The organism is Frigidibacter albus, assembly GCF_009908165.1.
In the GTDB taxonomy this organism is placed as follows: Bacteria; Pseudomonadota; Alphaproteobacteria; order Rhodobacterales; family Rhodobacteraceae; genus Frigidibacter; species Frigidibacter albus.
The window spans coordinates 58618-85124 of sequence record NZ_JAAAUC010000006.1; the positions used below are offsets into that span (position 1 = coordinate 58618).

The 26507-nt window shown below is 66.8% G+C and carries 27 protein-coding genes; 15 read left to right on the forward strand and 12 right to left on the reverse strand.

Annotated elements, in window-relative coordinates; translation table 11 throughout:
* Positions 1 to 14: 14 nt before the first annotated feature.
* Complete coding sequence (locus tag GVY41_RS10595; RefSeq protein ID WP_161346237.1) at positions 15 to 827, forward strand: response regulator; 813 nt, start codon at positions 15 to 17, stop codon at positions 825 to 827.
* Between the two features lie 55 nt (positions 828 to 882).
* On the opposite strand, the gene GVY41_RS10600 is transcribed toward GVY41_RS10595, so the two are convergent.
* Positions 883 to 1050: a DUF1328 domain-containing protein gene (locus GVY41_RS10600; protein WP_161346239.1), complete on the reverse strand. Its 168-nt coding sequence runs from the start codon at positions 1048 to 1050 to the stop codon at positions 883 to 885.
* Positions 1051 to 1266: 216 nt separating this feature from the next.
* Between GVY41_RS10600 and GVY41_RS10605 the strand changes: the two genes are divergently transcribed.
* Positions 1267 to 1614 carry an ElaB/YgaM/YqjD family protein gene (locus GVY41_RS10605; RefSeq protein WP_161346241.1) on the forward strand — a complete coding sequence of 116 codons (348 nt, stop codon included), beginning with the start codon at positions 1267 to 1269 and terminating at the stop codon, positions 1612 to 1614.
* A gap of 7 nt (positions 1615 to 1621) precedes the next feature.
* Positions 1622 to 1981, forward strand: a complete 360-nt coding sequence (locus tag GVY41_RS10610) for a phage holin family protein (RefSeq protein ID WP_161346243.1) — start codon at positions 1622 to 1624, stop codon at positions 1979 to 1981.
* Here GVY41_RS10610 and GVY41_RS10615 read toward each other — a convergent pair.
* Positions 1978 to 2838: a YihY/virulence factor BrkB family protein gene (locus GVY41_RS10615; protein WP_161346245.1), complete on the reverse strand. Its 861-nt coding sequence runs from the start codon at positions 2836 to 2838 to the stop codon at positions 1978 to 1980. The genes GVY41_RS10610 and GVY41_RS10615 overlap by 4 nt on opposite strands.
* 365 nt (positions 2839 to 3203) lie before the next feature.
* Between GVY41_RS10615 and xylB the strand changes: the two genes are divergently transcribed.
* Entirely contained in the window at positions 3204 to 4640 is a 1437-nt protein-coding gene (gene xylB, locus GVY41_RS10620; RefSeq protein WP_161346247.1) for a xylulokinase, read from the forward strand.
* Here xylB and dnaQ read toward each other — a convergent pair.
* The 4 genes from dnaQ to GVY41_RS10640 are packed head-to-tail and all read right to left on the reverse strand — an operon-like array spanning position 4637 to position 7359.
* A complete protein-coding gene (gene dnaQ, locus GVY41_RS10625) occupies positions 4637 to 5332 on the reverse strand; it encodes a DNA polymerase III subunit epsilon (protein ID WP_161346249.1) in 696 nt (231 codons plus the stop codon). The two genes, xylB and dnaQ, sit on opposite strands and share 4 nt — an antisense overlap.
* Positions 5325 to 5930: a dephospho-CoA kinase gene (gene coaE, locus GVY41_RS10630; protein ID WP_161346251.1), complete on the reverse strand. Its 606-nt coding sequence runs from the start codon at positions 5928 to 5930 to the stop codon at positions 5325 to 5327. Before coaE ends, dnaQ begins: the two co-directional genes overlap by 8 nt.
* Positions 5927 to 6763, reverse strand: coding sequence for a shikimate dehydrogenase (locus GVY41_RS10635; protein ID WP_161346252.1), 837 nt, complete (start codon positions 6761 to 6763; stop codon positions 5927 to 5929). Before GVY41_RS10635 ends, coaE begins: the two co-directional genes overlap by 4 nt.
* Positions 6760 to 7359, reverse strand: coding sequence for a Maf family protein (locus GVY41_RS10640; protein WP_161346253.1), 600 nt, complete (start codon positions 7357 to 7359; stop codon positions 6760 to 6762). The genes GVY41_RS10635 and GVY41_RS10640 overlap by 4 nt, the downstream gene beginning before the upstream one ends.
* 423 nt (positions 7360 to 7782) lie before the next feature.
* Between GVY41_RS10640 and GVY41_RS10645 the strand changes: the two genes are divergently transcribed.
* The 7 genes from GVY41_RS10645 (at position 7783) to GVY41_RS10675 (ending at position 15140) form a co-directional block, all read left to right on the forward strand.
* A complete protein-coding gene (locus GVY41_RS10645; RefSeq protein ID WP_161346254.1) occupies positions 7783 to 8235 on the forward strand; it encodes a CopD family protein in 453 nt (150 codons plus the stop codon).
* A 126-nt stretch (positions 8236 to 8361) separates the two neighbouring features.
* On the forward strand, positions 8362 to 9642 hold the full coding sequence (rho, locus tag GVY41_RS10650; protein ID WP_161346255.1) for a transcription termination factor Rho: 1281 nt from the start codon (positions 8362 to 8364) through the stop codon (positions 9640 to 9642).
* A 21-nt stretch (positions 9643 to 9663) separates the two neighbouring features.
* A complete protein-coding gene (gene mnmE / locus GVY41_RS10655) occupies positions 9664 to 10938 on the forward strand; it encodes a tRNA uridine-5-carboxymethylaminomethyl(34) synthesis GTPase MnmE (RefSeq protein ID WP_161346256.1) in 1275 nt (424 codons plus the stop codon).
* A 12-nt stretch (positions 10939 to 10950) separates the two neighbouring features.
* Positions 10951 to 12816: a tRNA uridine-5-carboxymethylaminomethyl(34) synthesis enzyme MnmG gene (gene mnmG / locus GVY41_RS10660; protein WP_161346257.1), complete on the forward strand. Its 1866-nt coding sequence runs from the start codon at positions 10951 to 10953 to the stop codon at positions 12814 to 12816.
* A complete protein-coding gene (gene rsmG / locus GVY41_RS20365) occupies positions 12813 to 13424 on the forward strand; it encodes a 16S rRNA (guanine(527)-N(7))-methyltransferase RsmG (protein WP_161346258.1) in 612 nt (203 codons plus the stop codon). Before mnmG ends, rsmG begins: the two co-directional genes overlap by 4 nt.
* On the forward strand, positions 13417 to 14223 hold the full coding sequence (locus GVY41_RS10670; RefSeq protein WP_161346260.1) for a ParA family protein: 807 nt from the start codon (positions 13417 to 13419) through the stop codon (positions 14221 to 14223). The genes rsmG and GVY41_RS10670 overlap by 8 nt, the downstream gene beginning before the upstream one ends.
* A gap of 11 nt (positions 14224 to 14234) precedes the next feature.
* Complete coding sequence (locus GVY41_RS10675) at positions 14235 to 15140, forward strand: ParB/RepB/Spo0J family partition protein (RefSeq protein ID WP_161346262.1); 906 nt, start codon at positions 14235 to 14237, stop codon at positions 15138 to 15140.
* Here the strand turns inward: GVY41_RS10675 and GVY41_RS10680 are convergent.
* Genes GVY41_RS10680 through rph form a run of 5 tightly spaced genes read right to left on the reverse strand, consistent with a single transcriptional unit; the run spans position 15115 to position 18314 of the window.
* Positions 15115 to 15468 (reverse strand): YbaN family protein, encoded by a 354-nt coding sequence (locus GVY41_RS10680; protein WP_161346264.1) that lies wholly within the window; start codon positions 15466 to 15468, stop codon positions 15115 to 15117. The genes GVY41_RS10675 and GVY41_RS10680 overlap by 26 nt on opposite strands.
* Positions 15468 to 16619, reverse strand: a complete 1152-nt coding sequence (gene hemW, locus GVY41_RS10685) for a radical SAM family heme chaperone HemW (RefSeq protein WP_161346266.1) — start codon at positions 16617 to 16619, stop codon at positions 15468 to 15470. Before hemW ends, GVY41_RS10680 begins: the two co-directional genes overlap by 1 nt.
* Before the next feature lie 2 nt (positions 16620 to 16621).
* The gene (locus tag GVY41_RS10690) at positions 16622 to 16996 is read right to left on the reverse strand and encodes a RidA family protein (RefSeq protein WP_161346268.1); all 375 of its coding nucleotides are present in this window, start codon (positions 16994 to 16996) and stop codon (positions 16622 to 16624) included.
* A complete protein-coding gene (gene rdgB / locus GVY41_RS10695; RefSeq protein WP_161346270.1) occupies positions 16993 to 17601 on the reverse strand; it encodes an RdgB/HAM1 family non-canonical purine NTP pyrophosphatase in 609 nt (202 codons plus the stop codon). Before rdgB ends, GVY41_RS10690 begins: the two co-directional genes overlap by 4 nt.
* Entirely contained in the window at positions 17601 to 18314 is a 714-nt protein-coding gene (gene rph, locus GVY41_RS10700) for a ribonuclease PH (RefSeq protein WP_161346272.1), read from the reverse strand. The genes rdgB and rph overlap by 1 nt, the downstream gene beginning before the upstream one ends.
* A gap of 145 nt (positions 18315 to 18459) precedes the next feature.
* Here rph and hrcA point away from each other — a divergent pair, with 145 nt between their 5' ends.
* Together hrcA and GVY41_RS10710 are read left to right on the forward strand one after the other, a co-directional pair.
* Positions 18460 to 19527, forward strand: coding sequence for a heat-inducible transcriptional repressor HrcA (gene hrcA, locus GVY41_RS10705; protein ID WP_161346274.1), 1068 nt, complete (start codon positions 18460 to 18462; stop codon positions 19525 to 19527).
* A gap of 3 nt (positions 19528 to 19530) precedes the next feature.
* A complete protein-coding gene (locus tag GVY41_RS10710; protein ID WP_161346276.1) occupies positions 19531 to 20073 on the forward strand; it encodes a nucleotide exchange factor GrpE in 543 nt (180 codons plus the stop codon).
* A 231-nt stretch (positions 20074 to 20304) separates the two neighbouring features.
* Here the strand turns inward: GVY41_RS10710 and mutS are convergent, their stop codons facing one another.
* Complete coding sequence (gene mutS / locus GVY41_RS10715; protein ID WP_161346611.1) at positions 20305 to 22926, reverse strand: DNA mismatch repair protein MutS; 2622 nt, start codon at positions 22924 to 22926, stop codon at positions 20305 to 20307.
* A gap of 353 nt (positions 22927 to 23279) precedes the next feature.
* Between mutS and GVY41_RS10720 the strand changes: the two genes are divergently transcribed.
* Both GVY41_RS10720 and GVY41_RS10725 read left to right on the forward strand, forming a co-directional pair.
* Entirely contained in the window at positions 23280 to 25550 is a 2271-nt protein-coding gene (locus GVY41_RS10720; RefSeq protein WP_161346278.1) for an NADP-dependent malic enzyme, read from the forward strand.
* Complete coding sequence (locus GVY41_RS10725; protein ID WP_161346279.1) at positions 25547 to 26437, forward strand: PfkB family carbohydrate kinase; 891 nt, start codon at positions 25547 to 25549, stop codon at positions 26435 to 26437. The genes GVY41_RS10720 and GVY41_RS10725 overlap by 4 nt, the downstream gene beginning before the upstream one ends.
* Positions 26438 to 26507 lie beyond the last annotated feature (70 nt).

Sequence of the window (26507 nt, forward strand, 5' to 3'; positions counted from 1 at the left end):
TTGTCGGAGATGACATGACAGACGGGAAATCGACGGACATCACTGCGGCGATCGGGCCGGAGCTTCCGTTCCTGCGTCGCTATGCGCGCGCATTGACCGGCAGCCAAGGCACGGGCGACCGCTATGCGGTGGCCACGCTGGAGGCGATTCTGGCGGATCGGTCGATGTTCGAAGGCGATCTGCCGCCCCGTGTCGCCCTGTTCCGCGCCTTTCACGCCATCTGGTCGTCGGCCGGGGCGCCGGTTGCCGAAGGCGGCACCGATGCGCTGGAAGCCCGCGCGCAGGTCCACCTGTCCAACCTGACCCGCAACACCCGCGAGGCGCTGCTGCTGCGCACCATCGAGGAAATGCGCTTCGACCAGATCGCACAAATCATGGATGTGACCCAGTCCGAGGCCGAAGAACTGGTGACCATCGCCATGAACGAGATGGAGCGTACCGTTCTGGGCCATGTGATGATCATCGAGGACGAAACGATCATCGCCATGGATATTCAGAGCATCGTGCAGTCCATGGGCCACCGCGTCACCGGCATCGCCCGCACCCGCGAACAGGCCGTCGCGCTGAGCCGGAAAGAGCGTCCGAATCTCGTTCTGGCTGACATCCAGCTTGCCGACAACTCCTCGGGCGTCGATGCCGTGAACGACATTCTTGCCGAACTGGGCGATATCCCGGTGATCTTCATCACCGCCTTCCCCGAGCGCCTGCTGACCGGCGAGCGGCCGGAGCCGGCCTTCCTGATCTCGAAGCCCTATCTGGAAGAGCAGGTCCGCTCTGCCGTCAGCCAGGCGATGTTCTTCGCGTCCACCGAAACGCTGGCCGCCTGACTGCCTGCGCCCGATGCACGAAAGGCCGCCCTCGGGCGGCCTTTTTGCATTGTCGTCATGTCTGGGCGCGAATGGCCCGTGCGATCAGCGTCAGCACGAACAGCGCGAGGAAGACGAAGAACAGCACCTGCGCCACGCCGGCAGAGACGGTGGCGAGCCCACCAAAGCCAAACATGCCGGTGATCAGGGCGATGACGAAGAAAACGGCGGCCCAGTAAAGCATGGGGTCTCCTTTCACTCTCGAGGAACGCAGTTTTGGTGCCTGGGCGCCCGGGTCATTGACGCCGCGAGGCACCTGGTTGACAATCGAACGCGCCAATCCGGGGACAGTTCCAAAATGCCGCAGCCGCGCAGCGCGACTTTGCAGGTGCGAAAGGAACCGGAAGCGAGGACGGCGCGTTGATCGGGCAACAGAAACATATCCTGAAGGAGACGTGACATGGCTCGCGCACCCGAACTTCCGACCGGCAACGGCAATGGCAAGGCGCTTGATGCCGATTACGCCGCTCTGAGCGATCAGATTTCCTCGTTGAAGGCCGATCTGGCCAACATCACCGGTACGCTGGCCGACATGGGCCGACATCAGGGCGCCTCGGCTGTCGAAGCCGCCAAATACCGCGCCGAACAGCTGCGCGACATGAGCTCGGAGCAGGTCGAGGCGCTGCGCCTTCGCGCCAACGACGCCGCCGCGCAGGCCGATGCCTTCGTCAAAGAGCGTCCGGCGACCGCCGTTGGCGTGGCCGCGGCCCTTGGCTTCGTGCTGGGTCTCCTGACCGCCAAGCGCTGAGGGCAGGATGCTCAAAGGGCTCCTGACCGACGTTCAGGTTACTGTGGAACGGACTGCCCGACGGGCGGTCCGTTCTGCCGTGCTGGGCGCCTTTGCTGCGCTGTTCGCGCTGATCGCGCTGGGGTTTCTCACCGCCGCGGGTTTCATCGCGCTGATGGTGGAATATGGCCCGGTCGCAGCGGCGTTGACGCTGGGGATTGGCTATCTGGTGCTGGCCGCGCTGTTCCTGGTCGCGATGGCCAGCGGGCGCACACCGGCGCCGCCGCCTCCGCCGGTGGAAAAACCGCGCCCGCCGCTGGCTGATGCCTTCTTGCTCGGCATGGAAGCCGGCCGCGGCTTTGCCCGCGGACGTCGCGGCGACACCTAAGCCTCTTCCGCGGCGGCCGGTTCCGGTGGCCGCGGGATACCCAGGACCCGGTTCAGCGCGGCCCCAAGCAGCACCGCGTAGGCCGACAGGTAGAACCACATCAGCAGCGCGACCACCGCGCCAAGCGATCCGTATACCCGGTTGTACGACCCGAAATTTGCCAGATACATCGAGAAGGCCAGCGAGGCCGCAGCCCACAGCAGCGCCGCCAGCCCGGCGCCCGGCGTGATCCAGCTAGCCCGCCGCTCGGACTTTGTGTTCGGACCAAAGCGATAGACCAGCCCCAGCGTCGCCAACACCAGCAGGAAGGTCGCCGCCCAGGGCAGGCCCGCCACGATGCGGCCCTCGACCGGGCCAAGCGGCAGGAAGGCCAGCAGGATCGGGATCACCACCACGGTGATCAGCCCGGCAATCGCCATCCCCAGCACCGCCAGTGTCAACCCCATCGCCACCGCCAGCTGCCCGATACCGCCGCGGCTGGGAGAGCCGTAGATGGTGTTGAGCCCCTGCACGACCGAGGCAAGGCCCGCACGGGTGGACCATAGCGCCACCCCCAGCGAGATCCCGGTGCGCCAGCCGACCTGCTCGCCGGACGTGCGCACCAGCGCCTGAACCTGCCCGGCGATCAAGCCGAATGCCTCGGGCGGGATGAAGCCGCTTGCGACATCGAGATAGCTTTGCAGCGCCGCCGGATCGGCCAGCCAGCTCCAGACCGACACCACCGCGCCAAGGGCCGGAAACAGCGCGAACATCGCGTAGAACGCCACCCCGGCCGCAATAAGGCCAAGGTTGCGCTCATCCGTCAGGCGCCAAAGTTCTTTGAGCATCGTCCAGGGAGTCAGCGGTTTTTGCGGCATCGGGATGTCCCTTTGACTTCGGCCGGCGCGGGCCTGCAGGCAATGGTGCCCGATGAAGTACGGGATGCAACCCCTTGGGCCACAAAGATTATCGGCTGATCTGAGGATAAGGGAGCCGCGAAACGGACCTCTGGTGAGGGACAGTGGGGCGAGGTCCGTCTCGCGGCATCCGGCGTTAGGCGGGGACCATTTGCCGGATCACCGGGCAGCCCGGCAAAGCCGCGCGGTTCACCTGACTAACCGACAAGCCGCCCGCAGGTTCCCGCCGCCGCGAAGATTTTTCGCCGTTACCGCAAACGGTTTTCCCTTGCCCTTGCCGCCCGGGATGGTTGACTGGCGCCCGGCGCAAGATACGGGAGCGGGCCATGTATATCGGACTGGATCTGGGGACCTCGGGGCTGAAGGGCATCCTCATCGACGACGCGCAGCGCGTGCTGGCAGAGGCAACGGCGCCGCTGACCGTCTCGCGCCCCGCGCCGGGCTGGTCCGAGCAGGCCCCGGCGGATTGGACCCTGGCTGCGGAGGCGGTGCTGACCGCGCTGGCAGTGCATGGGCTTGGCGCGGTGCGCGGCATCGGCCTGTCGGGGCAGATGCATGGCGCCACGCTGCTGGACGCCGCAGATCAGGTGCTGCGGCCCTGCATCCTGTGGAACGACACGCGGGCGCATATCGAAGCGGCGGCGCTGGATGCCGATCCCCGCTTTCGCGCCGTCACCGGCAACATCGTCTTCCCGGGTTTCACCGCGCCAAAGCTGGTCTGGGTGGCGCGGCATGAACCCGAGGTGTTCGCCCGAGTCGCCAAGGTACTGCTCCCGAAGGATTATCTGCGCCTGTGGCTGACCGGCGAGCATGTGGGCGAGATGTCCGATGCCGCCGGAACCAGTTGGCTGGATACCGGCGGGCGGGGCTGGTCGGACGATCTGCTGGACGCGACCGGCATGACCCTGTCGCAGATGCCGCGGCTGGTGGAGGGATCCGAGGTTTCGGGCGTTCTTCGCGCGGACATCGCGGCGCGCTTCGGGATGCCGGCGGGCGTGGTCGTGGCCGGGGGCGGCGGCGACAATGCGGCGTCTGGCATCGGCGTTGGCGTGGTGAAGGCAGGGCAGGCCTTCGTCTCGCTGGGAACTTCGGGCGTGCTGTTTGCCGCGAATGACGGCTACCAGCCCGATCCGGCGACGGCGGTGCATACCTTCTGCCACGCACTGCCCGGCACCTGGCACCAGATGGGGGTGATCCTGGCCGCGACCGATGCGCTGAACTGGTTCGCGCGGCTGGCCGGCACCGCTGCCGCCGGGCTGACCGCCGATCTGGGCGCGCTGCAGGGGCCCGGCTGCACGCGGTTCCTGCCGTATCTCGGCGGTGAGCGCACGCCGCTGAACGATGCCGCCGTCCGCGGGGCCTTCATCGGGCTCGACCATGCGACGGACCAGCAGGCCGCGACCCGTGCCGTGCTGGAGGGCGTGACCTTCGCCATCGCCGATTGCCGCGATGCACTGGCCGCGACCGGTACACGGATTGACAGCCTGCTGGCGGTGGGCGGCGGCTCGCGCTCCGACTACTGGCTGGCGGCGATTGCGACGGCGCTGGAGACGCCGGTTTCCGTGCCCGTCGCGGGCGATTTCGGCGGGGCGTTTGGTGCCGCGCGTCTGGGGATGATGGCCGCCACTGGCGCAGGGGCCGAACTGGCGACCCCGCCCCAGATTGCGCGGGTGATCGAGCCGGTTGCGGCGCTGGTCCCGGCCTTTGCCGAGGGTCATGCCCGCTACCGCGCCGCGCGGGACGCGATCCGGGCGCTGGTCTAGGCGTAGCGGCGCCAGATTGCGGCGTCACCCAGGCCCGTGACGAAGGCCGCGTGGGCCTCTGCCTCCGCCTCTGTCAGGCGCGGGGGCAGGGGCGTGGGGCGGGCGCGAGGGCGCCAGGCCTCCACCGGCTGCGCGCCGGCCTTGGGGGCAGGGGCGCTGGACAGCACAAGGTCGGGCTGGCGGCCGCCCAGAAGCTCCAGATACACCTCGGCCAGGATCTCGCTGTCCAGCAGCGCGCCATGCTTCTCGCGCGAGGTGTTGTCGACGCCAAACCGCCGGCACAGCGCATCGAGCGAGGCGGGCGAGCCCGGAAACTTGCGCCGCGCAATCATCAGCGTGTCCAGCGCCCGGTCCACCGCGATCAGGGGCAACCTGGCCCAGGACAGTTCGGCGTTCAGGAATTTCATGTCGAAGGCGGCGTTGTGGATCACCAGCTTGGCATCCATGCCGATGAAGTCCCAGAAGGCCGGGCCGATCTCGGCAAAGCGGGGCTTGTCGCGCAGGAAGTCGTCGCCCAGACCATGCACCGCGAAAGCCTCGGCCGGCATCGCGCGCTCGGGGTTGATGTATTGGTGATAGACGCGCCCGGTGGGCATGTGATTCAGCAGTTCCACCGCACCGATCTCGACGATGCGGTGGCCCTCGGTGGGCTCAAACCCGGTGGTTTCGGTGTCGAGGACGATTTCACGCATGACGGGCCCTGATGGTTCGGGTCAGGTCTCGCACGGCGGCGCGGGTGGCTTCAAGCCCGATGGTCTCGATGACCCAGGTGGCACGGGCGCGCTTGTCGGCATCGGGCATCTGCCGCGACAGGATCAGCTCGAACTGCGCCTCGGTCATGCCGGGGCGAGCCAGCACGCGGGCGCGCTGCACCTCGGGCGGGGCAGAGACGACCAGCGTGGCATCCATCTGCGCATCGGCTCCGGTTTCGAACAGCAGGGGAATATCGAGCAGGACCAGAGGTTTATCGGAGGCTGCGGCCAGAAACGCCTCGCGGTCGGCGGCGACCAGCGGATGCACGGCGCGTTCGATCTGGCCAAGCGCGGTGGCATCCTGCGCGATCCAGTCCTTCAGCGCGGCCCGGTCCACGGCGCCATCCTTGACTGCCTCCGGATGCAGTGCAGCGATGGCGGGCACCGCGGCACCGCCCGGCGCATAAAGCCGGTGGACGGCCGCATCCGCATCCCAGACCGGCACCCCAGCCTCGGCAAACATCGCCGCCGTCGTCGATTTGCCCATGCCGATGGAGCCGGTGAGGCCGAGCCGGAACGGACGTTCAGGCGGGGTCATCCCAGCACCGCATCCCGCGTGGCCTGATCCACCTCGGGCCGCTTGCCGAACCAGCGCTCGAACCCCGGCGCGGCCTGATGCAGCAGCATCCCCAGCCCATCGACGGTGGTGCAGCCCATTGCGGCGGCAGTGTCCAGAAACTTGGTGCGCAGCGGCGTATAGACCAGATCAGTCACCACCGCCGAAGCCATCAGCCCGTCCAGCGGCACCAGAAACTCCGGCTTGCCGACCATGCCGAGCGAGGAGGTGTTTACCACCGTCACCGCATCATCAAGCATATTGCCGGCCTGCACCCAATCGCAGACCACGACCTTGGCACCAAATTCGGCCCGCAGCCCCTCGGCCCGCGGCCGGGTGCGGTTGGTCACGCGGATTTCCGGCACCCCAACCTCCAGCAGCGAAGCGACGATGGCCCGCGCGGCGCCGCCCGCGCCGAAGACCGCAGCCGGGCCCGAGGCGGGCTTCCAATCCGGCGCGTTCTGGCGAAGATTGGCGATGAAGCCGTAACCATCGGTATTATCGGCATGGATCTTGCCGTCCTTGCGGAAGATCAGCGTGTTGGCAGCGCCGATCAGCGAGGCGCGGTCGGTGACCACATCGGCCAGCTGCAGCACGGTTTCCTTGTGCGGAATGGTGACGTTGCACCCGACGAAGCCCGCCTTGGGCAACGCCCTCAGCACCTCGGCCAGGTCGGCCTGCGCCACGTCCATCGGCACATAATGCCCCGCCAGCCCATATTTGCGCAGCCAGTAGGCATGCAGCCGCGGCGAGCGGGAATGGGCGATGGGCGAGCCGATGACGCCGGCCAGCGGGATGCGGGGATGGTCGGTCATGCCCGGATCTCTCCACGCAGGCGCAGCCAGGTGAGAAGGGGGATCAGCGGCAGGCCGAGGATGGTGAAATGGTCGCCTTCAACGCGGGACATCAAGCAGACCCCTTCCTTCTCGATCTGATAGCAGCCGACAGAGTGGCGGATGCTGTCCCAGTTGCGGGTGACGTAGGCGTCGATGTAGGCGTCTGACAGATCATGCATCGTCAGCCGCGCTTCACCGACATGGCGCCACTCGGGTTTCGATGCCCGATATATCACGGCAGCTGACAGCAGGCGGTGGGTTTTTCCCGAAAGCGCCCGCAACTGTGCCCGCGCTGCATCAGGGGTTTCGGGCTTGGCGAAGACCTGGCCCTTCAGCTCCAGCACCTGATCGGCACCAAGCACCAAAGCCTCCGGATGCTTGTCCGACAGTTTGCGCGCCTTCATCTCCGCCAGCGCATCGGCGAGGTCGCGGGGCGTGGCGCCTTCCGCCTCCAGCGCGGCGCGGATCGCCTCCTCATCGATGCGGGCGGGCAGCACCTGCGGGTCAAGGCCGGCGGCGCGCAGCATCGCCGCGCGGGTCTCGGAGGCGGAGGCAAGCAGCAGGGGCGTGGGCATGGGGACGATCCTGTGGACAAACGGGCGCGGGCGCGGGGGAGCCTATGGGGGCAAGTGGTGTTCTGCGATGGCTGGCGGAATTCCGGGGGGAGTGTCAAGCATCCGGGGGCGGCTTATCCACGCAGGCGCAAGGTTGTCCACGGGCTGTGGATGGCGGTCTCGCGCAGCTGCTGGCGGAAACTTATGCACAAAGGTGTATGTTAACGACACCACGCAAGATAATGATTACGCACGTAAATTCTCAGGATGCAGTTGTGCCGGAAAACTGCACACAGAGTTTTCCACAGGCGCCCTCGGATGTGGAGAAATGGGGGCGAGCGAGGCATATCCCGTTACCCACAGGCCTTACTACATCATCATCTCTTCAATCTTTCTCTTATTTAAAAGAGAAGTAGGAAGACCCTTCGAACCCAGAGGTGCCCCATGACAGACCTGCTCGCCACGTTTTACCCCTGGGTGAAGGCCCTGCACATCATGGCCGTGCTGACCTGGATGGCCGGGATCTTCTATCTGCCGCGCCTGTTCGTCTATCACGTCGAACGCGGGCAGAACGGGGCAGAGGAACCGACAGCGAGCCTGACGGTGATGGAATGGAAGCTGCTGCGCTACATCATGAACCCCTCGCTGATCGCGGTGTGGCTGTTCGGGCTGATGCTGGTGGCCACACCCGGGATCGTGGACTGGTCGAGCATCTGGCCCTGGACCAAGGCGGTGGGCGTGCTGGCGATGACCTGGTTCCACATGTGGCTGGCGGTGCGCCGCAAGGAACTGGCGGCCGGCACCAACACGCGCACCGGGCGCACCTACCGGATGATGAACGAGGTTCCGACGATCCTGATGGTGGTCATCGTGCTCTCTGTCGTGCTGAAGTTCTGATTTCGTTGACTCGAGGCCCCTTCGCGCTTATGTGACCGGATCAGCGGGGCCGTTCGGCCCGACGCATCTCCCATTCCTCTGCCGCAATGCCCGCTTGCCGGGCGCGCCATCATTTGTCCGAGTGCCATGACCGAGACCCAAGAACGCCTGAACCTTGCCGAACTGAAGGCGAAAAGCCCCGCCGACCTGCTGGCGATGGCCGAAGAGCTGGAAATCGAGAACGCCTCGACCATGCGCAAGGGCGAGATGATGTTCTCGATCCTGCGCGAATATGCCGATGAAGAAGGCTATGAGATCGGTGGCGATGGGGTGCTGGAAGTGCTGCAGGACGGCTTTGGCTTCCTGCGCTCGCCCGAGGCGAACTATCTGCCGGGGCCCGATGACATCTACGTCTCGCCCGACATGATCCGCCAGTATTCGCTGCGCACCGGCGACACCGTCGAGGGGCTGATCCGCTCCCCCGGTGAGGCCGAGAAGTATTTCGCGCTGACCAAGGTCGAGGTGATCAACTTCACCGACCCCGAGAAGGCCCGCCACAAGGTCGCCTTCGAGAACCTGACGCCGCTGTATCCGACCGAGCGGCTGAAGATGGAGATCGAGGATCCGACGATCCGTGACCGCTCTGCCCGGATCATCGACCTGGTGTCGCCCATCGGCAAGGGCCAGCGCGGGCTGATCGTGGCGCCGCCGCGGACAGGCAAGACCGTGCTGCTGCAGAACATCGCCCAGTCGATCGCCACCAACCACCCGGAATGCTACCTGATCGTGCTGCTGATCGATGAGCGGCCCGAGGAAGTGACCGACATGCAGCGCAGCGTGAAGGGCGAGGTCGTCTCCTCGACCTTCGACGAACCGGCCACGCGGCACGTTGCGGTGGCCGAGATGGTGATCGAGAAGGCCAAGCGCCTGGTCGAGCATAAACGAGATGTTGTGATCTTGCTGGACTCGATCACAAGACTTGGTCGTGCCTTCAACACCGTGGTGCCGTCGAGCGGCAAGGTGCTGACCGGCGGCGTCGATGCGAACGCGCTGCAGCGGCCGAAGCGCTTCTTCGGTGCGGCCCGGAATATCGAGGAAGGTGGCTCGCTGACCATCATCGCGACCGCGCTGATCGATACCGGCAGCCGGATGGACGAGGTGATCTTCGAAGAGTTCAAGGGCACCGGTAACAGCGAGATCGTGCTGGACCGCAAGGTTGCCGACAAGCGCGTGTTCCCGGCGATGGACATCCTCAAGTCCGGCACGCGGAAAGAGGATCTGCTGGTCGACCAGAAAGACCTGCAGAAAACCTACGTCCTGCGCCGGATCCTCAACCCGATGGGCACCACCGACGCCATCGAGTTCCTGATTTCCAAGCTGAAACAGACGAAATCCAACTCGGACTTCTTCGATTCGATGAACGGCTAAGCCGCCGCGCTGGAGCTGCCGATGGATACGATCTTCGCCCTGGCCTCTGCGCGTGGCCGGGCCGGGGTTGCGGTCATCCGCATCTCTGGCCCGCTGGCCTGGGATGTGGCGCGGGATCTGGCGGGCGGCGTGCCGGAACCTCGGGTGGCCAGCCTGCGGGTGCTGCGGGATGGAGCCGAGGTGCTGGATCATGCGCTGGTGCTGTGTTTTGCTGCCGGTGCCAGCTTCACCGGCGAAGAGGTTGCCGAGCTGCATCTGCATGGATCGACGGCCACCGTTGCGGCGGTTCTGCGGGTTCTGGGAGACCGGCCGGGCCTGCGGATGGCGGAAGCCGGCGAATTTACCCGCCGGGCGCTGGAAAATGGCTGTCTCGACCTCGCGCAGGTCGAAGGCCTGTCGGATATGATCGAAGCGGAAACCGAGGCGCAGCGCAAACAGGCGATGCGGGTGCTGTCGGGCGCTGTCGGGGCGCGGGCCGAGGGCTGGCGCCGGCAACTGATCCGCGCGGCTGCGTTGATCGAGGCGACCATCGACTTTGCCGATGAAGATGTGCCGGTGGACGTGACGCCCGAGGTGACGGCGCTGCTGGAGGCCGTTGTGGCTGATCTACGCGCCGAGGCCGAGGGTGCAAAGGTTTCCGAACGCATCCGCGACGGGTTCGAGGTGGCTATAGTCGGGCTGCCGAATGCCGGGAAATCCACACTTCTCAATGCGTTGGCGGGGCGCGAGGCGGCGATCACCTCGGAACATGCGGGCACCACTCGGGATGTGATCGAGGTTCGGATGGATCTGGCCGGCTTGCCGGTGACGATCCTGGACACCGCCGGCCTGCGTGAGACCGAGGATGCTGTGGAGGCAATTGGCGTTGAGCGTGCGCTGACGCGCGCTCGCGCCGCTGATCTGCGGGTGTTTCTGATTGCGGAGGATGGGCTGCCTGAAGGGCTGGAGCCGCTACCGGAAGATATCGTTCTGCGCGGAAAAGCCGATGCGGGCGGGGGTGTATCCGGCAAGACCGGGGCAGGGGTCGCAGAGCTGATTGCGCGGGTGACCTCGATCCTGGAAGCCCGGGCTGCCGGTGCCGCGGTGGTGACGCGGGAACGCCACCGGCTGGCAATCTTGCGCGCGGTAACGGCTTTGGAATCGGCGCGCGTTGAGGTATTGAACGGCGCGGACAGGGCAGAGCTGGCCGCCGAAGATATGCGCCATGCGATCCGCGCCCTTGACTCCCTGGTCGGGCGTGTCGATGTGGAGCATCTGCTGGGCGAGATCTTTGCCAGTTTCTGCATCGGGAAGTGAGGAGTGTTTCACGTGAAACATTTTGACGTCATCGTCATCGGCGGCGGCCATGCTGGCTCCGAAGCTGCGCAAGCTGCGGCGCGTGTTGGCGCGCAAACCGCGCTGGTGACGCTGCGGGCCGCGGATATTGGCGTCATGTCCTGCAATCCGGCGATTGGCGGCCTCGGCAAGGGCCATCTGGTGCGCGAGATCGACGCGATGGATGGCGTGATGGGGCGGGTGGCCGACAAGGCAGGCATCCAGTTCCGCCTGCTGAACCGGCGCAAGGGCCCCGCCGTGCAGGGCCCGCGCGCCCAGGCCGACCGCAAGCTTTACCGCGAGGCGATGCAGGCCGAGATGGCAGCGCGCCCGGGGCTGACGGTGATCGAAGGCGAAGTTGCCGATTTTGTCATGAACGGCCAAAGGGTTACGGGTGTCCTGCTTGCCGACGGCTCACGCCTGACCGCGCAGTCCGTGGTGCTGACCTCTGGCACCTTCCTGCGAGGCGTCATCCATATCGGCGACGTCCGGCGTCCGGGCGGACGGATGGGCGACCGGCCCTCCGTGCCACTGGCCGAGCGGCTGTCGGCGCTGGACCTCCCGCTTGGGCGCCTGAAAACCGGCACCCCGCCGCGGCTGGACGGGCGCACCATCGACTGGTCGGTACTGGAGCAGCAGCCGGGCGACGAGGATCCGGTGGTCTTCTCCTTCCTCAACAGGGTGCCCGCCGCCCGGCAGATCGCCTGTGGCATCACCCATACCAACGAGCAAACCCACCAGATCATCCGCGACAACCTTGGCCGCTCCGCCATGTATGGCGGGCATATCGAGGGCGTTGGCCCACGCTATTGCCCGTCGATCGAGGATAAGGTGGTACGGTTCGCCGACAAGACCTCGCATCAGGTGTTCCTGGAGCCGGAGGGGCTTGACGATCCGACCGTCTATCCCAACGGCATCTCGACCTCGCTGCCAGAGGATGTGCAGCACGACTATGTCCGCTCGATGCGCGGGCTGGAGAATGTGACGATCCTGCAGCCGGGCTATGCCATTGAATACGACTATGTCGATCCGCGCGCCCTGTCAGCGACGCTGGAGCTGAAAGCTGTGCCGGGGCTTTATCTTGCGGGTCAGATCAACGGGACCACAGGATATGAGGAGGCGGCAGCGCAGGGGCTGGTGGCTGGCCTGAATGCGGCGCTGGCGGCGCAGGGGCGCGATCTGGTGATCTTCTCGCGTTCCAACAGCTATATCGGCGTGATGATCGACGATCTGGTGACGCGGGGGGTGACGGAGCCCTACCGCATGTTCACCTCGCGCGCCGAATTCCGGCTGTCGCTGCGGGCAGACAACGCCGACCAGCGGCTGACGCCTTTGGGGCTGGCCCTCGGCTGCGTCAGCGAGATCCGCGCCCGGGCTTTTGGCGACAAGATGGAGGCGATGGCGGCGGGCAGGGCGCGGCTTGAAGCGATGAGCCTGTCCCCGTCCGAAGCCGCAGCCGTAGGCATCCGTGTGGGGCAGGACGGTGTCCGCCGTAACGGCTTTGCGTTGCTGTCTTTCGCCGATGTCGGATTCGAGCAACTGCAACTGGTGGACCCGGATCTGGCCAATCTTGCGCCGGAGATCCGCGAGCAGATCGCGCGCGACGCGCTCTATGCCAACTATATCACCCGGCAGGACGCCGATGTGCAGGCGATGCAGCGCGACGAGGGCCATGAGATCCCCGAGGCATTCGACTATGCCGACCTTGGCGGATTATCCAATGAGCTCAAGGGCAAGCTGGCCAGGATACAGCCGCGCAGCCTCGCACAGGCCGGACGGATCGACGGGATGACCCCGGCAGCGATGACGCTGATTCTGGCACGGCTGAAGCAGCTTGGGCGGCAGCGGGCTGCAGGATGACCGACGATCTGGGCCTGAATGTTTCACGTGAAACATCCGAGCGGCTGGCGACCTATGCCGAGCTGTTGGTGAAGTGGAACCCGGCGATCAACCTTGTCTCCAAATCTTCACTTGCCGACCTGCAAACCCGGCACTTCGCCGATTCGGCGCAGCTCCTCGCGCTCTGCCCCCCGGACGCGCGCCGTTGGGCCGATCTGGGGTCCGGTGGCGGGTTTCCCGGCTTGGTCATTGCGATCTTGGCGGCCGAATCGATGCCCGACCTGGCGGTCACGCTGGTTGAATCAGATGGGCGCAAGGCGGCCTTCCTCTCGGCGGTCGTTCGCGAAACCGGACTCCGCACCAGCGTCGTCGCCGACCGCATCGAATCGCTCCCTCCACTCGCGGCTGACGTGCTCTCCGCTCGCGCGCTGGCCCCGTTGTCTCAGCTTCTGGCGTTTGCTGAGCAACATCTCGCCCCCAACGGTCGCGCGTTGTTCCCGAAAGGTGCGACGCATCGGTCCGAGGTCGCCGAATCCCTTGCGGACTGGCGCTTCGACCTGCGAGAACACCCCAGCAAGACCGATCCACAGGCGGTCATCCTCGAAATCGAAGGTGTGTCTCGTGTCTGATCCGACCCGGCCCGCGGGCCCCCGCATCATTGCCATCGCCAACCAGAAGGGCGGCGTCGGCAAGACGACGACCGCGATCAACCTTGCCGCCGCGCTGGCCGAACTGGGTCACCGGGTGCTGGTGGTTGATCTCGATCCGCAGGGCAACGCCTCGACCGGCTTCGGGATCGAGGCGCAGCACCGCGGCCTGACGACCTATGACCTGCTGATCGAAGATGCTGCGCTGGAGGACGTGATCCGCGCCACGGACAGCCCGAATGTCTGGATCTGCCCGGCAACGACAGACCTTAGTTCTGCCGATATCCAGTTGGTTTCAAACGAAAAACGCAGCCATCTGCTGTATGATTCGCTGCGCCAGCCGGCAATCGACGCCTATGGCTTCGGCTTCGTGCTGATCGACTGCCCGCCCTCGCTGAGCCTGCTCACCGTCAATGCAATGGTCGCCGCGCATTCGGTTCTGGTGCCGCTGCAGGCGGAATTCTTCGCGCTGGAGGGCCTGTCGCAGCTGATGCTGACCATCCGCGAAGTGCGGCAGACCGCCAATCAGAACCTGCGGATCGAGGGCGTGGTGCTGACCATGCATGACATGCGCAACAACCTGTCGCAGCAGGTTGAGAATGATGCCCGTGAAACGCTGGGGGATCTGGTGTTCAGGACTGTGGTGCCGCGCAATGTGCGGGTATCCGAAGCGCCGTCCTACGCGGTGCCGGTCCTGACCTATGACACGCTGTCGAAGGGCAGCCAGGCCTACCGGGCGCTTGCAAGCGAATTGCTGGCGCGGACGATGGCAGAAGCCTGAGGGAGAGCAAAATGGCTGAGAAAAAGATCGAACGCCGGGGCCTTGGCCGCGGACTTTCGGCGCTGATGGCCGATGTGAACATCACCACCGCGGAAAGCCCGCGCGAGGCCCCGCGCCGCGCCGATCAGCGGGTACCGGTGGAAAAGCTGGTGCCGAACCCTTTGCAGCCGCGCCGCGACTTTCCGAAAGAGGCGTTGGAGGAATTGGCCGCGTCGATCCGCGAAAAGGGCGTCATCCAGCCGCTGATCGTGCGCGAGCGCCCGGGTGGCACCTATGAGATCGTCGCGGGCGAGCGCCGTTGGCGCGCGGCGCAGCTGGCGCAGGTGCATGACCTGCCGGTGGTGGTGCGGGATCTGGACGATACCGAGGTGCTGGAAGTTGCCATCATCGAGAATATCCAGCGCGCCGACCTGAACCCGATCGAGGAGGCGATGGCCTATCGCCAGTTGATGGACCGCTTTGGCCATACCCAGGAAAAGATCGCCGAGGGCCTGTCGAAAAGCCGCAGCCACATCGCCAACCTGCTGCGCCTCTTGAACCTGCCAGAGCCGGTGCTGGACCATGTCCGCGAGGGTCGCCTGACCGCGGGCCACGCCCGCGCACTGATCACCACCGACAATCCGACCGAACTTGCGGCGCAGGTCATCGCGCGTGGGCTGTCGGTGCGCGAGACGGAGAGCCTTGCGAAAGGGCCGGCTGCGCCGTCCCAATCCGCTCCCCGCAAGTCTCACGCGCCCGAAAAGGACGCCGATACGCGCGTGCTGGAACTCGACCTGAGCGCTACAATTGGTATGAAGGTGCAGATCGACCACAAGGGAGAGCAGGGCGGCAGCCTCAGCATCGCCTATCGCACGCTCGATGATCTGGATGAGCTGTGCCGCGCGCTGTCGTCTATGCGCTCGGCCGAGACCAGATGAACGCGGCGGTGCAGGCCAGGGCCAGCGCCTGCATCGCCAGCGCATAGGGCGGCAGCCGCAGCCAGATCCCCAACCCGATGCTGACGACGAATGACGCGGTGGCCCACCGCTTGCCGGTCAGGCTGATCGCCCCGCGCTCACGCCAGTTGAGGATTGACGGGCCGAACACCGGGTGCGTCACCAGCCAGTCATGCACCCGCTCCGAGGATCGCGCGAAGGCGAAGGCCGCCAGCAGCACGAAGGGCACCGTCGGGATCAGCGGCAGCACCGCCCCGATCAGCCCGCACAGAAGTGCAATCCAGCCAACACTCGCCCAAAGGATGCGCATCAGGCCATCAACTCCCGGGTCACGCCGTTCAGCACCGCCCGCCCGTCGCGGGTGGCGCGCAGGCGGTCGCCATCCTGAATAATCAGCCCCAATTCCTGCAACCCTGTAACCGCCTTCGTGTCCAACTCGCTGCCCGCCAATGCGGACAGCCGCGAAAGGCTGATGCCCTCGGCGACCCGCAGGCCCATCAACAGATATTCCGCTGACTGATCTTTCAAGGCCAGCGGTTCACGAACCGTTTCGCCATTGCCCGCCTCGGCCATTTTCAGCCAGCGCAGCGGGGCCAGTTCCGTCTCGGTCGCATGGCGCACACCGCCCAGGGTCAGCCGCCCATGCGCGCCGGGGCCGATGCCGGCATAATCGCCATAGCGCCAGTAGATCAGGTTGTGCCGGCTCTCCGCCCCGTCCCGGGCGTGGTTGGACACCTCATAGGCCGGCATCCCGGCCGCCTCGCAGATATCCTGCGTCAGGTGATACATGTCGGCGGCGCTGTCCTCGCCCGGCAGGCCCCGCAGCCCGCCGGCCGCGCGGCGTGCCCCAAAGGCGGTGCCGTCCTCGATGGTCAGTTGATAGAGCGACAGATGGTCGATCGCCATCCCAAGCGCCTGTCGCAGTTCCGCCGCCCAGGCCTCGGGCGTCTGGTCCTGCCGCGCATAGATCAGATCGAAGCTCACCCGCTCGAACGTGCCGCGCGCCACGTCGAAGGCCGCCCGCGCCTCGGCCACCGAATGCAGCCGCCCCAGCCGCCGCAGATCGGCATCGTTCAGCGCCTGCACGCCCATCGACACGCGGGTCACCCCGGCATCGCGGTAGCCGCGGAAGCGCCCCGCCTCGACGCTGCCCGGATTTGCCTCCAGCGTGATCTCGGCATCATTGCCCATCGGCCAGGTGGCGCGCACCTTGTCCAGGATCGCCGCCACCAGCCCCGGCTCCATCAGGCTGGGGGTGCCGCCGCCGAAGAACACGGTGTTCAGCACGCGCCCCTGCGTCTCGGCGCCCACCCGGTCAATCTCGCGCAGATAGGCCGCCTGCCAGCGCGACTGGTCAATCTCCGCCGCAACATGGCTGTTGAAATCGCAATAGGGGCATTTGGAGGCGCAGAACGGCCAATGCAGGTAAAGCCCGAAGCCGCCGTTCTGCCAATCTTCCATGCTCAGCCCCGAAAGGCCGTCACTTCGACCTCGATCATCATCTCAGGGCGGATCAGCCCGGCAATCACCATCGTGGCGGCGGGGCGGATCTCGCCCAGATGCGCGCCCAGAACCGGCACCACGGCATCGACCAGCGCTGCATCGGTCAGCGTGTATTGCACGCGCACGATATCCTCCATCGCAAAGCCCGCCTCGGCCAGCGCGCCGCGGATGGTGGCAAAGCAGTTCTGCGCCTGCTGTGCCACATCCCCCGGCATGGTCATGGTGGTGTAGTCATAGCCGGTGGTCCCCGACACGAAGCACCAATCGCCCTTCACCACGGCGCGGGAGTATCCCATCGTGGCCTCGAAGGGCGAGCCGGAAGAGATCCGTTTCATGCGAAGCACCCCGCAACGAATTTGGCAAAGGCATCGGCCCGGTGGCTGAACGTGTTCTTCAGCGCAGGGTCCATCTCGGCAAAGGTGATGTCATGGCCAACCGGCATGAACATCGGGTCATAGCCATGCCCGCCCGCGCCGCGCATCGGCCAGACCAGCGTGCCCTCGACCTTGCCCTCGAACACCTGATCCGACCCGTCGGGCCAGGCCAGCACCAGCGTCGACCGGAACCGTGCGGTGCGGGGCAGGGGCGCTGCCTTCGCCTCGCATTCCGCCCAGGTCCGGGTCATCGCCATCCCGAAGTCCCGCCCGTTCGGCGTTTCCGCCCAATCGGCCGTATAGACCCCCGGCGCGCCGTCCAGCGCATCCACCTCGATGCCGCTGTCATCGGCCAGCGCGGGCAGGCCCGTGGCCTTCGCCGCCGCATGGGCCTTGATCCGCGCATTGCCGACAAAGGTGCTCTCGGTCTCTGCCGGTTCCGGCAAGCCCAGTTCGGCCGCGCCCACCACCGTCACGCCGAAGGGGGCAAGCAGCGCCGCCATCTCCTCCAGCTTGCCGGCATTGTGGGTGGCAACCAGCAGGCGGGCGCCTTCGAACCGCGCCATTACGCCACCGCCGCCTTCTGTGCCGCGACCAGCTCTGCAATCCCGGCCTCGGCCAGATCCAGCAGCTGCCCCATCTCGGTGCGCGAGAAGGTGGCACCCTCAGCCGACATCTGCACCTCGATCAGCTTGGCCGATCCCGTCAGGATGAAGTTGCCATCGGTGCCCGCCTCGCTGTCCTCAAGGTAATCAAGGTCCAGCACCGGCTGTCCGGCATAGATGCCGCAGGAGACGGCCGCCACATGCTCGAGGATCGGGTCGGTGGAAATCTGCCCGCTTTTCAGCAGCTTGTTCACCGCAAGCCGCAGCGCGATCCAGCCCCCGGTGATCGAGGCGCAACGGGTGCCGCCATCGGCCTGGATCACGTCGCAGTCGATGGTGATCTGCCGCTCGCCCAGGGCGCGCGTGTCGAACCCGGCCCGGAGCGCCCGGCCGATCAGCCGCTGGATCTCCTGCGTGCGGCCCGATTGCTTGCCCGCCGCCGCCTCGCGCCGGTTGCGGGTATGGGTGGCGCGCGGCAGCATCCCGTATTCCGCCGTGACCCAGCCCTTGCCGGTGCCCTTCAGGAAGGGCGGCGCCTTTTCCTCCAGCGAGGCGGTGCACAGCACATGCGTTTCGCCGACCTTGATCAGGCAAGATCCTTCCGCGTGTTTCGTGACCCCGGTCTCGATTGAAATCGGGCGCATTTCGCTTAGTTTCCGGCCAGAGGGGCGCATGGGCTTTCCTTTCCTCGCGTTTGCGGCCAATTACAGGCCGCACCCGGCGCGATGCAACCCCGGACTGCCCCAGCACCCCCTGCAAAGCGGCGTTGACGTTGGCTCCGCAGCCTTTCTAATGGTCCGGTGCGATAGGACGGGAATGATGAACGACGGGTCCAGAATCCTCGCTGAAATGAATGACCGCAGCCGCGAGGTGTTTCGCCGCGTGGTCGAGGGCTATCTGGACAGCGGCGATCCCGTCGGCTCGCGCACCCTGACCCGCAGCATGTCCGAAAAGGTCAGCGCCGCCACGATCCGCAACGTGATGCAGGATCTGGAATATCTGGGCCTGCTCGACAGCCCCCACATCTCCGCCGGGCGCATCCCCACCCAGCTTGGCCTGCGCATGTTCGTCGATGGGCTGATGGAGGTCTCCACCGTCTCTGCCGCAGACCGAGAGCGCATCGACGCAACGATGGGCGGCAACGAGCCCGATGTCGGATCGCTCTTGGACCGCGTCGGCTCTGCCCTCTCCGGCATCACCCGCGGCGCCAGTCTGGTGCTGGCGCCCAAGCACGAAGCCCCGATCCGCCATATCGAATTCGTCAGCCTCGCTGCCGACCGGGCGCTGGTGGTGCTGGTCTTCGCCGATGGCCATGTCGAGAACCGCGTCTTCCGCCCGCCCGCAGGCCAGACCCCCAGCTCGCTGCGCGAGGCGGCCAACTTCCTCAACGCCCTGGCCGAGGGCCGCACCCTGTCCGAGCTGCGCAGCCATATGGGCCGCGAGATTGCCCTGCGCCGGCAGGAGCTGGACGGGCTCGCGCGCGAGATGGTCGAAAGCGGCATGGCGCTGTGGGAGAACGAGGGCGGCCCCTATGAGCGTCTGATCGTCCGCGGCCGCTCCAACCTCGTCGGCGCCGCCGAGGCCGAAGAGCTGGACCGCATCCGCGAGCTGTTCGATGACCTCGAGCGCAAGCGCGACATCGCCGATTTCCTCGAACTGGCCGAAACCGGCGACGGGGTGCGCATTTTCATCGGGTCAGAGAACAAGCTTTTCTCACTTTCGGGTTCCTCTCTGGTGGTCTCTCCCTATATGAACGCTGACCGTAAGATCATCGGCGCCGTCGGCGTCATCGGACCGACGCGGCTGAACTACGGGCGCATCGTTCCGATTGTCGATTACACGGCGCAGCTGGTCGGGCGTCTGCTGTCCGACCGGGGCAAGGGATAGAATATGAGCGAGATGAAAAAGGACGAAATCCTGGAAGATCAGGCCCAGATCGCCGAACCGGCGCCCGAGGAGGTGTTCGACGAGATCGAGGCCCTCCGCGCTGAGCGCGACGAATTCCGCGACCGCTTCATGCGCGCGCTGGCCGATGCCGAGAACTCGCGCAAACGGGCGGAGCGCGACCGGCGCGAGGCCGAGCAATATGGCGGCTCTAAGCTCGCCCGCGACCTGCTGCCGGTCTATGACGCGCTGCGCCGCGCGCTGGATGCGGCAGGCGATGAACAGCGTGCCGCCGCCTCGGCGCTGATCGAGGGCGTGGAGCTGACGCTGCGCGAGCTGATCAAGGTCTTCACCAAGCACGGCATGGAACCGATCGTGCCGCAGGTCGGCGACCGCTTCGACCCGCAGCACCACCAGGCGATGTTCGAGGCGCCGCTGCCCGGCACCAAGGCCGGCGACATCATCCAGGTGGCGACCGAAGGCTTCATGCTGCATGACCGCCTGCTGCGCCCGGCGCAGGTCGGCGTCAGCTCGACCCCGAAGTCCTGACCCCTGCCGTTGCAGCGGGGGGCTTCGCGCCCCCCGCACCCCCCGCAGGATATTTGAGCCAGCAAGAAGCACATAACGCATTCTTAACCATCCGCCGCCAGATTGGAGGCGCGGTACAGGCGGGGACGCCGATGACCGCCCAGCGAGAAGCGGCCCGCGCCAGGGGATTGGCGCGGGCCGTGCTGTTTCTTGCTGGCGAAAATATCCCGGGGGTGCGGGGGCTGGCCCCGGCTACTCCCTTTCCGACAGCGCCGCCTTCAAAGAGTACAGCGCCGCCAGTGCCTCGCGCGGGGTCATCTCGTCAGGGTGCAACGCGGCGAGCCGTTCTTCCAGCACCCCTGTCTTTACCGGAGGGGCAGGCGTCGCCACCCGCGCCATGCTGAACAGCGGCAGGTCATCCACCACCGCCTGCCGCCGCGCGCCGCCCTCGCGCTCGCCCTTCTCCAGCGCCTCCAGCACCACCTTGGCACGTTCGATCACCGCCGCCGGCAGTCCTGCCAGCCGCGCCACCTGCACCCCGTAGCTGCGGTCGGCCGCGCCGCGCAGCACCTCGTGCAGGAAGATCACATCGCCCTCCCATTCCTTCACCCGGACGGTGGCGTTCTCCACCCCCTCCAGCTTGGCGGCGAGTGCCGTCATCTCATGGTAATGGGTGGCGAACAGCGCCCGGCAGCGGTTGGCCCCATGCAGATGCTCCAGCACCGCCCAGGCGATCGACAGCCCGTCATAGGTCGCCGTCCCCCGCCCGATCTCGTCGAGGATCACCAGCGCCCGGTCATCGGCCTGGTTGAGGATCGCGGCGGTTTCCACCATCTCGACCATGAAGGTCGACCGCCCCCGCGCCAGATCGTCCGCCGCGCCGACGCGGCTGAACAGCTGGCTCACCAGCCCGACATGCGCCCGGGCCGCCGGCACGAAGGCCCCGGCCTGTGCCAGCAGCGCCATCAGGGCGTTCTGGCGCAAGAAGGTCGATTTGCCCGCCATGTTCGGCCCGGTCAGCAGCCAGATTGCGGGGGTGCCGCCCTCCGTCAGCGCGCAGTCGTTCGCCACGAATGGCGCGCCGCTGCGTTTCAGCGCGCGTTCCACCACCGGATGCCGCCCTGCCTCCACCACGAAGGCGCGGCTGTCATCCACCAGTGGCTCGCACCAGTCGCCGCCCGCCGCCAGATCGGCGAACCCCGCGGCAAGATCGATCCCGGCCAGCGCCTGCGCCGCCTCGCCAATCGCGCCCGCCTGCTCCAGAACGGCACGTTTCAGGCTGTCATAGAGCCGCTTTTCGATCTCCAGCGCGTGATTGGCCGAGTTCAGGATCCGCGTTTCCATCTCGTTCAGCGGCAGCGTGGTAAAGCGGACCTGATTGGCCGTGGTCTGGCGGTGGATGAAGGTCGCGTTCAGCGGCGGCGCCAGCATCCGTTCGGCATGGGTGGCCGTCGTCTCGATGAAATATCCCAGCACGTTGTTGTGCTTGATCTTCAGCGCGGGGATGCCCGTCTGCTCGATATACTCCGCCTGCATCCGCGCGATCACGCCGCGGCCCTCGTCGCGCAGGGCCCTTGTCTCATCCAGCTCCGCGTCATAGCCCGGCGCGATGAAGCCGCCATCGCGCACCAGCAGCGGCGGCTCCTCGGCCAGCGCGGCCCCCAGCAGCGCCACCAGCGGCTCCTGCCCGCCAAGCGCGGCCACAGCGTCGGTCAGCAGGGGCACCTCTGCCCCGGCCAGCCGCGCCGCGATGCGGTCTGCCTGCTCCAGCCCGGTGCGGATCGCCACCAGATCGCGCGGTCCGCCGCGGTCCAGTGCCAGCCGGCTCAGCGCGCGGTCGATGTCGGGGCAGCGGCGCAGATCCTCGCGCAGATCCTCGCGCAAGCGGCTCTGTTCCAGCAGGAAACGCACCGAACCCAGCCGCGAGCGGATCTGTGCAAGGTCCCGTGACGGCGCCGAGATCCGCCGCTCCAGCAGCCGCGCGCCCCCCGCCGTCACCGTTCGGTCGATGGCCGCCAGCAGCGATCCCTCGCGCCCGCCTGACAGCGCCTGGGTCAGCTCCAGGTTCCGCCGTGTCGCCGCATCGATCTGCATCGCGGCCCCGGCACTTTCCTGCACCGGGGCGCGCAGCAGCGGCAGCTTGCCCCGCTGCGTCAGCTCCAGATAGTCGACCAGCGCGCCCAGCGCCGACAGTTCGGCCCGCCCGAAGCTGCCAAAGGCCTGCAGGCTGCCCACGCCATAGAGCGCACACAGCCGCTTTTCCGCCCCCAGGCTGTCGAACGATCCGCGCGCCATCGGCGTCAGCGCCGCGCGAAAATCAGAGACTATTCCTGCACAATCCGCTTCTCGCGCCTCGCTGACCAGCACCTCGCGCGGCGCCAGCCGCGCCAGCTCCGGCGCCAGCCGCACCATCGGGCAGTCCATCACCCGGAACTCTCCGGTCGAGATATCGGCCCAGGCCAGCGCCGCCTCGCCGCGCACCTCGGCCCAGGCGGCGAGGTAGTTGTGGCGCCGCGCCTCCAGCAGGCTTTCCTCGGTCAGGGTGCCCGGCGTCACCAGCCGCACGACATCGCGTGCCACGACCGATTTGCTGCCGCGCTTCTTCGCTTCGGCCGGGTCTTCCATCTGCTCGGCAATCGCCACGCGGAAGCCCTTGCGGATCAGCGTCAACAAGTAGCCCTCGGCGGCATGGACCGGCACCCCGCACATCGGGATCTCCTGCCCCAGATGCATCCCGCGCTTGGTCAGCGCGATGTCGAGCGCGGCCGAGGCGGCCACGGCATCGTCGAAGAACATCTCGTAGAAGTCGCCCATCCGGTAGAACAGCAGCGCCCCCGGATTGGCTTCCCTGATCTGCAGATACTGCGCCATCATCGGCGTGACGGTCGGTTCGGACACGCGGCACTCCCTTTCGTGACGCCGGACCCTAGCGGAGCGGGGCGGGCGCGAAAAGGGGCGACGACCTCTGCGCTCTTCTTGCCCGGAACAAGGCGCCTTGGCGCCGCCGGGCAGCGCCCGTCCGCCCCCTCGGGCGGGCGCTACTCAACCGTCGCGCCTAGAACGTCGGTGGAGGTAGTCCGCACCATAAAGTGCCTAGAACTGAGGTTGTTCGCCCACCCGGCGGACGGGCGCTGCCCTCGGTTAACACAAGGCAGCTTGCACACCCCGTTGTGACAAGGCCGCAAGGGCGCTAGAAAGCGCAGGCTTTCAGGAGGAGCCAGCCCCACATGTCCATCAAGACCCGCATCACGCCCGAGGAGGCGCTGGCCTATCACCTCGACCCGACGCCCGGGAAATACGAGATCGTCGCCACCACGCCGATGGCGACGCAGCGCGACCTGAGCCTTGCCTACAGCCCCGGCGTTGCGGTGCCTGTACAGGCCATCGCCGACAATCCCGAGACGGCCTATGACTATACCGTCAAGGGCAACATGGTCGCCGTCATCTCGAACGGCACCGCGATCCTTGGCATGGGCAACCTCGGCGCGCTGGCCTCCAAGCCGGTGATGGAGGGCAAGGCGGTGCTGTTCAAGCGCTTCGCCGACGTCAACGCCATCGACATCGAGCTTGATACCGAGGATGCGGAGGAGATCATCAAGGCGGTCTCGCTCATGGGCCCCACCTTTGGCGGCATCAACCTTGAGGATATCAAGGCGCCCGAGTGTTTCATCATCGAGCAGCGGCTGAAGGAAATCATGGACATCCCGGTGTTCCATGACGACCAGCACGGCACCGCGGTGATCTGCGCCGCCGGCCTGATCAATGCGCTCGAGATCAGCGGCAAGAAGATCGAGGATGTGAAGATCGTCCTCAACGGTGCCGGGGCCGCGGGCATCGCCTGCCTCGAGCTGCTGAAGTCGATGGGCGCGCGCCATGACAACTGCATCATGTGCGACACCAAGGGCGTCATCTACCAGGGCCGCACCGAGGGCATGAACCAGTGGAAATCGGCCCATGCGGCCCGCACCGAAGCGCGAACCCTCGATGACGCGATGAAGGGCGCCGACGTGTTCCTCGGCGTGTCGGCCAAGGGCGCGGTCACCGCGGACATGGTCGCCAGCATGGCCGAGAACCCGGTGATCTTCGCCATGGCAAACCCGGACCCCGAGATCACCCCCGAAGAGGCCCATGCCGTCCGCGCCGATGCCATCGTGGCGACAGGGCGCAGCGATTATCCGAACCAGGTCAACAACGTCCTTGGCTTCCCCTACCTGTTCCGCGGCGCGCTGGATATCCACGCCCGCGCGATCAATGACGAGATGAAGATCGCCTGCGCCCGCGCCCTCGCCGAACTCGCGCGAGAGGATGTGCCGGACGAGGTGGCGATGGCCTATGGCCGCAAGCTCTCGTTCGGGCGCGATTACATCATCCCCACCCCCTTCGATCCGCGGCTGATCTACGTGATCCCGCCCGCCGTCGCCAAGGCCGGCATGGATACCGGCGTTGCCCGCCGCCCGATCATCGACATGGCCGGCTATGCGCAATCCCTGCGCGCCCGGATGGACCCGACCGCCAGCATCCTGCAAGGCATCCACGCCCGCGCCAAGCAGGCGCAGGCCCGGATGATCTTCGCCGAGGGCGATGATCCGCGCGTGCTGCGCGCCGCCGTCGCCTGGCAGCGCGCCGGGCTTGGTCAGGCGCTGGTCGTCGGGCGCGATGCGGATGTGAAGGAGAAGCTGGAGGCCGCCGGCCTCGGCGATGCCAGCCGCGAGCTGCAGGTGGTGAACGCCGCCAATACCCGCCACCTCGACGCCTACCGCGACTTCCTCTACCGCCGCCTGCAGCGCCAGGGCCTCGACCGCGAGGATGTTCACAAGCTCGCCTCGCGCGACCGGCATGTGTTCTCGGCGCTGATGCTGGCGCATGGCCATGGCGACGGCATGGTTACCGGCGCCACCCGCAAATCGGCGCATGTGCTCGAACTGATCAACCACGTCTTCGACGCGCAGGCCTCGGATGGCGCCGTCGGCATCACTGCCGTGCTGCACAAGGGCAAGATCGTGCTGATCGGCGACACGCTGGTGCATGAATGGCCCGACGAGCATGACCTGGCCAACATTGCCGAGCGCGGCGCGCAGGTCGCCCGCGGTCTGGGGCTGGAACCCCGGGTGGCGTTCCTGTCCTTCTCGACCTTCGGCTATCCGATCTCGGAACGCGCGACCAAGATGCATATCGCCCCGCAGGTCCTCGATGCCCGGGGGGTGGATTTCGAATATGATGGCGAAATGACCGTCGATGTTGCTCTGAACCCGCAGCAGATGGCGCATTACCCGTTCTGCCGCCTGACCGGCCCCGCCAACGTGCTGGTGGTCCCCGCGCGGCATTCGGCCAGCATTTCCGTCAAGCTGATGCAGGAAATGGCCGGCGCAACGGTGATCGGCCCGATCCTGACCGGCGTGGAAAAGCCGATCCAGATCTGCTCCACCAACTCCACGGTCAACGACATCCTCAACATGGCGACCATCGCGGCCTGCCGGCTGGGGCAGCTGCGCGGATGATCTACAACCTCGGCTCCATCAACATCGACCATGTCTACCGGGTGCCGCATCTGCCGGCGCCCGGCGAGACGCTGGCTGCGACGCACTACACGGTCGGTCTCGGCGGCAAGGGCGCCAACCAGTCCGTCGCGGCGGCCCGGGCGGGCGCGCGGGTGCTGCATATCGGCGCCGTGGGGGCCGAGGGGGTTTGGGCGCGCGACCGCATCGCGGGCTATGGCGTCGATGTCGCGCAGATTGCCGTGCTGCCGGTGCCCACAGGCCACGCGATCATCACGGTCGATCCCGAGGCGGAAAACAGCATCGTCATCTTCTCCGGCGCGAATCAGGCGCTCGACCTTGCCGCGGTGCAGGCAGCGCTGGCCGCCATCGGCCCCGCCGACACCCTTCTGGTGCAGAACGAAACCGCCCATGCCCCCGCCGCAGCGGCACTGGCCCGGGGGCGTGGCGCGCGGGTGATCTGCTCCGCCGCGCCTTTTGACCTTGCGACGGTGCGGGCGATGCTGCCGCACACCTCCATCCTCGTCCTGAACGCGGTGGAGGCGGATCAGCTTTGCGCCGCACTCGGTTGCAGCTTGGATCAGGTGCCGGTGCCCGAACTGCTCGTCACCCGCGGCAAGGACGGGGCGAAGTGGATGTCCAACGCCACCGGCGCCCGCGCTGCCGTTGCGGCGCTGAAGGTGCAGGCCGTCGACACCACCGGCGCTGGCGACACCTTCGCGGGGTATTTCGCCGCCGCCCTCGATGCAGGCCAAACCCCTGCACAGGCGCTGACCCTCGCCGCCGCCGCCGCCGCGCTGAAGGTCACGAAGGCTGGGACTGCCGACGCGATCCCGGCGCTGGCGGAGGTGACAGAGTTCCTGTCTTCCGCCCGGAACAAGGCGCTTTAGCGCCGCCGGGCAGCGCCCGTCCGCCCCCTCGGGCGGGCGCTTTGCAACGTCAGCCCCTAGAAATTCTGGG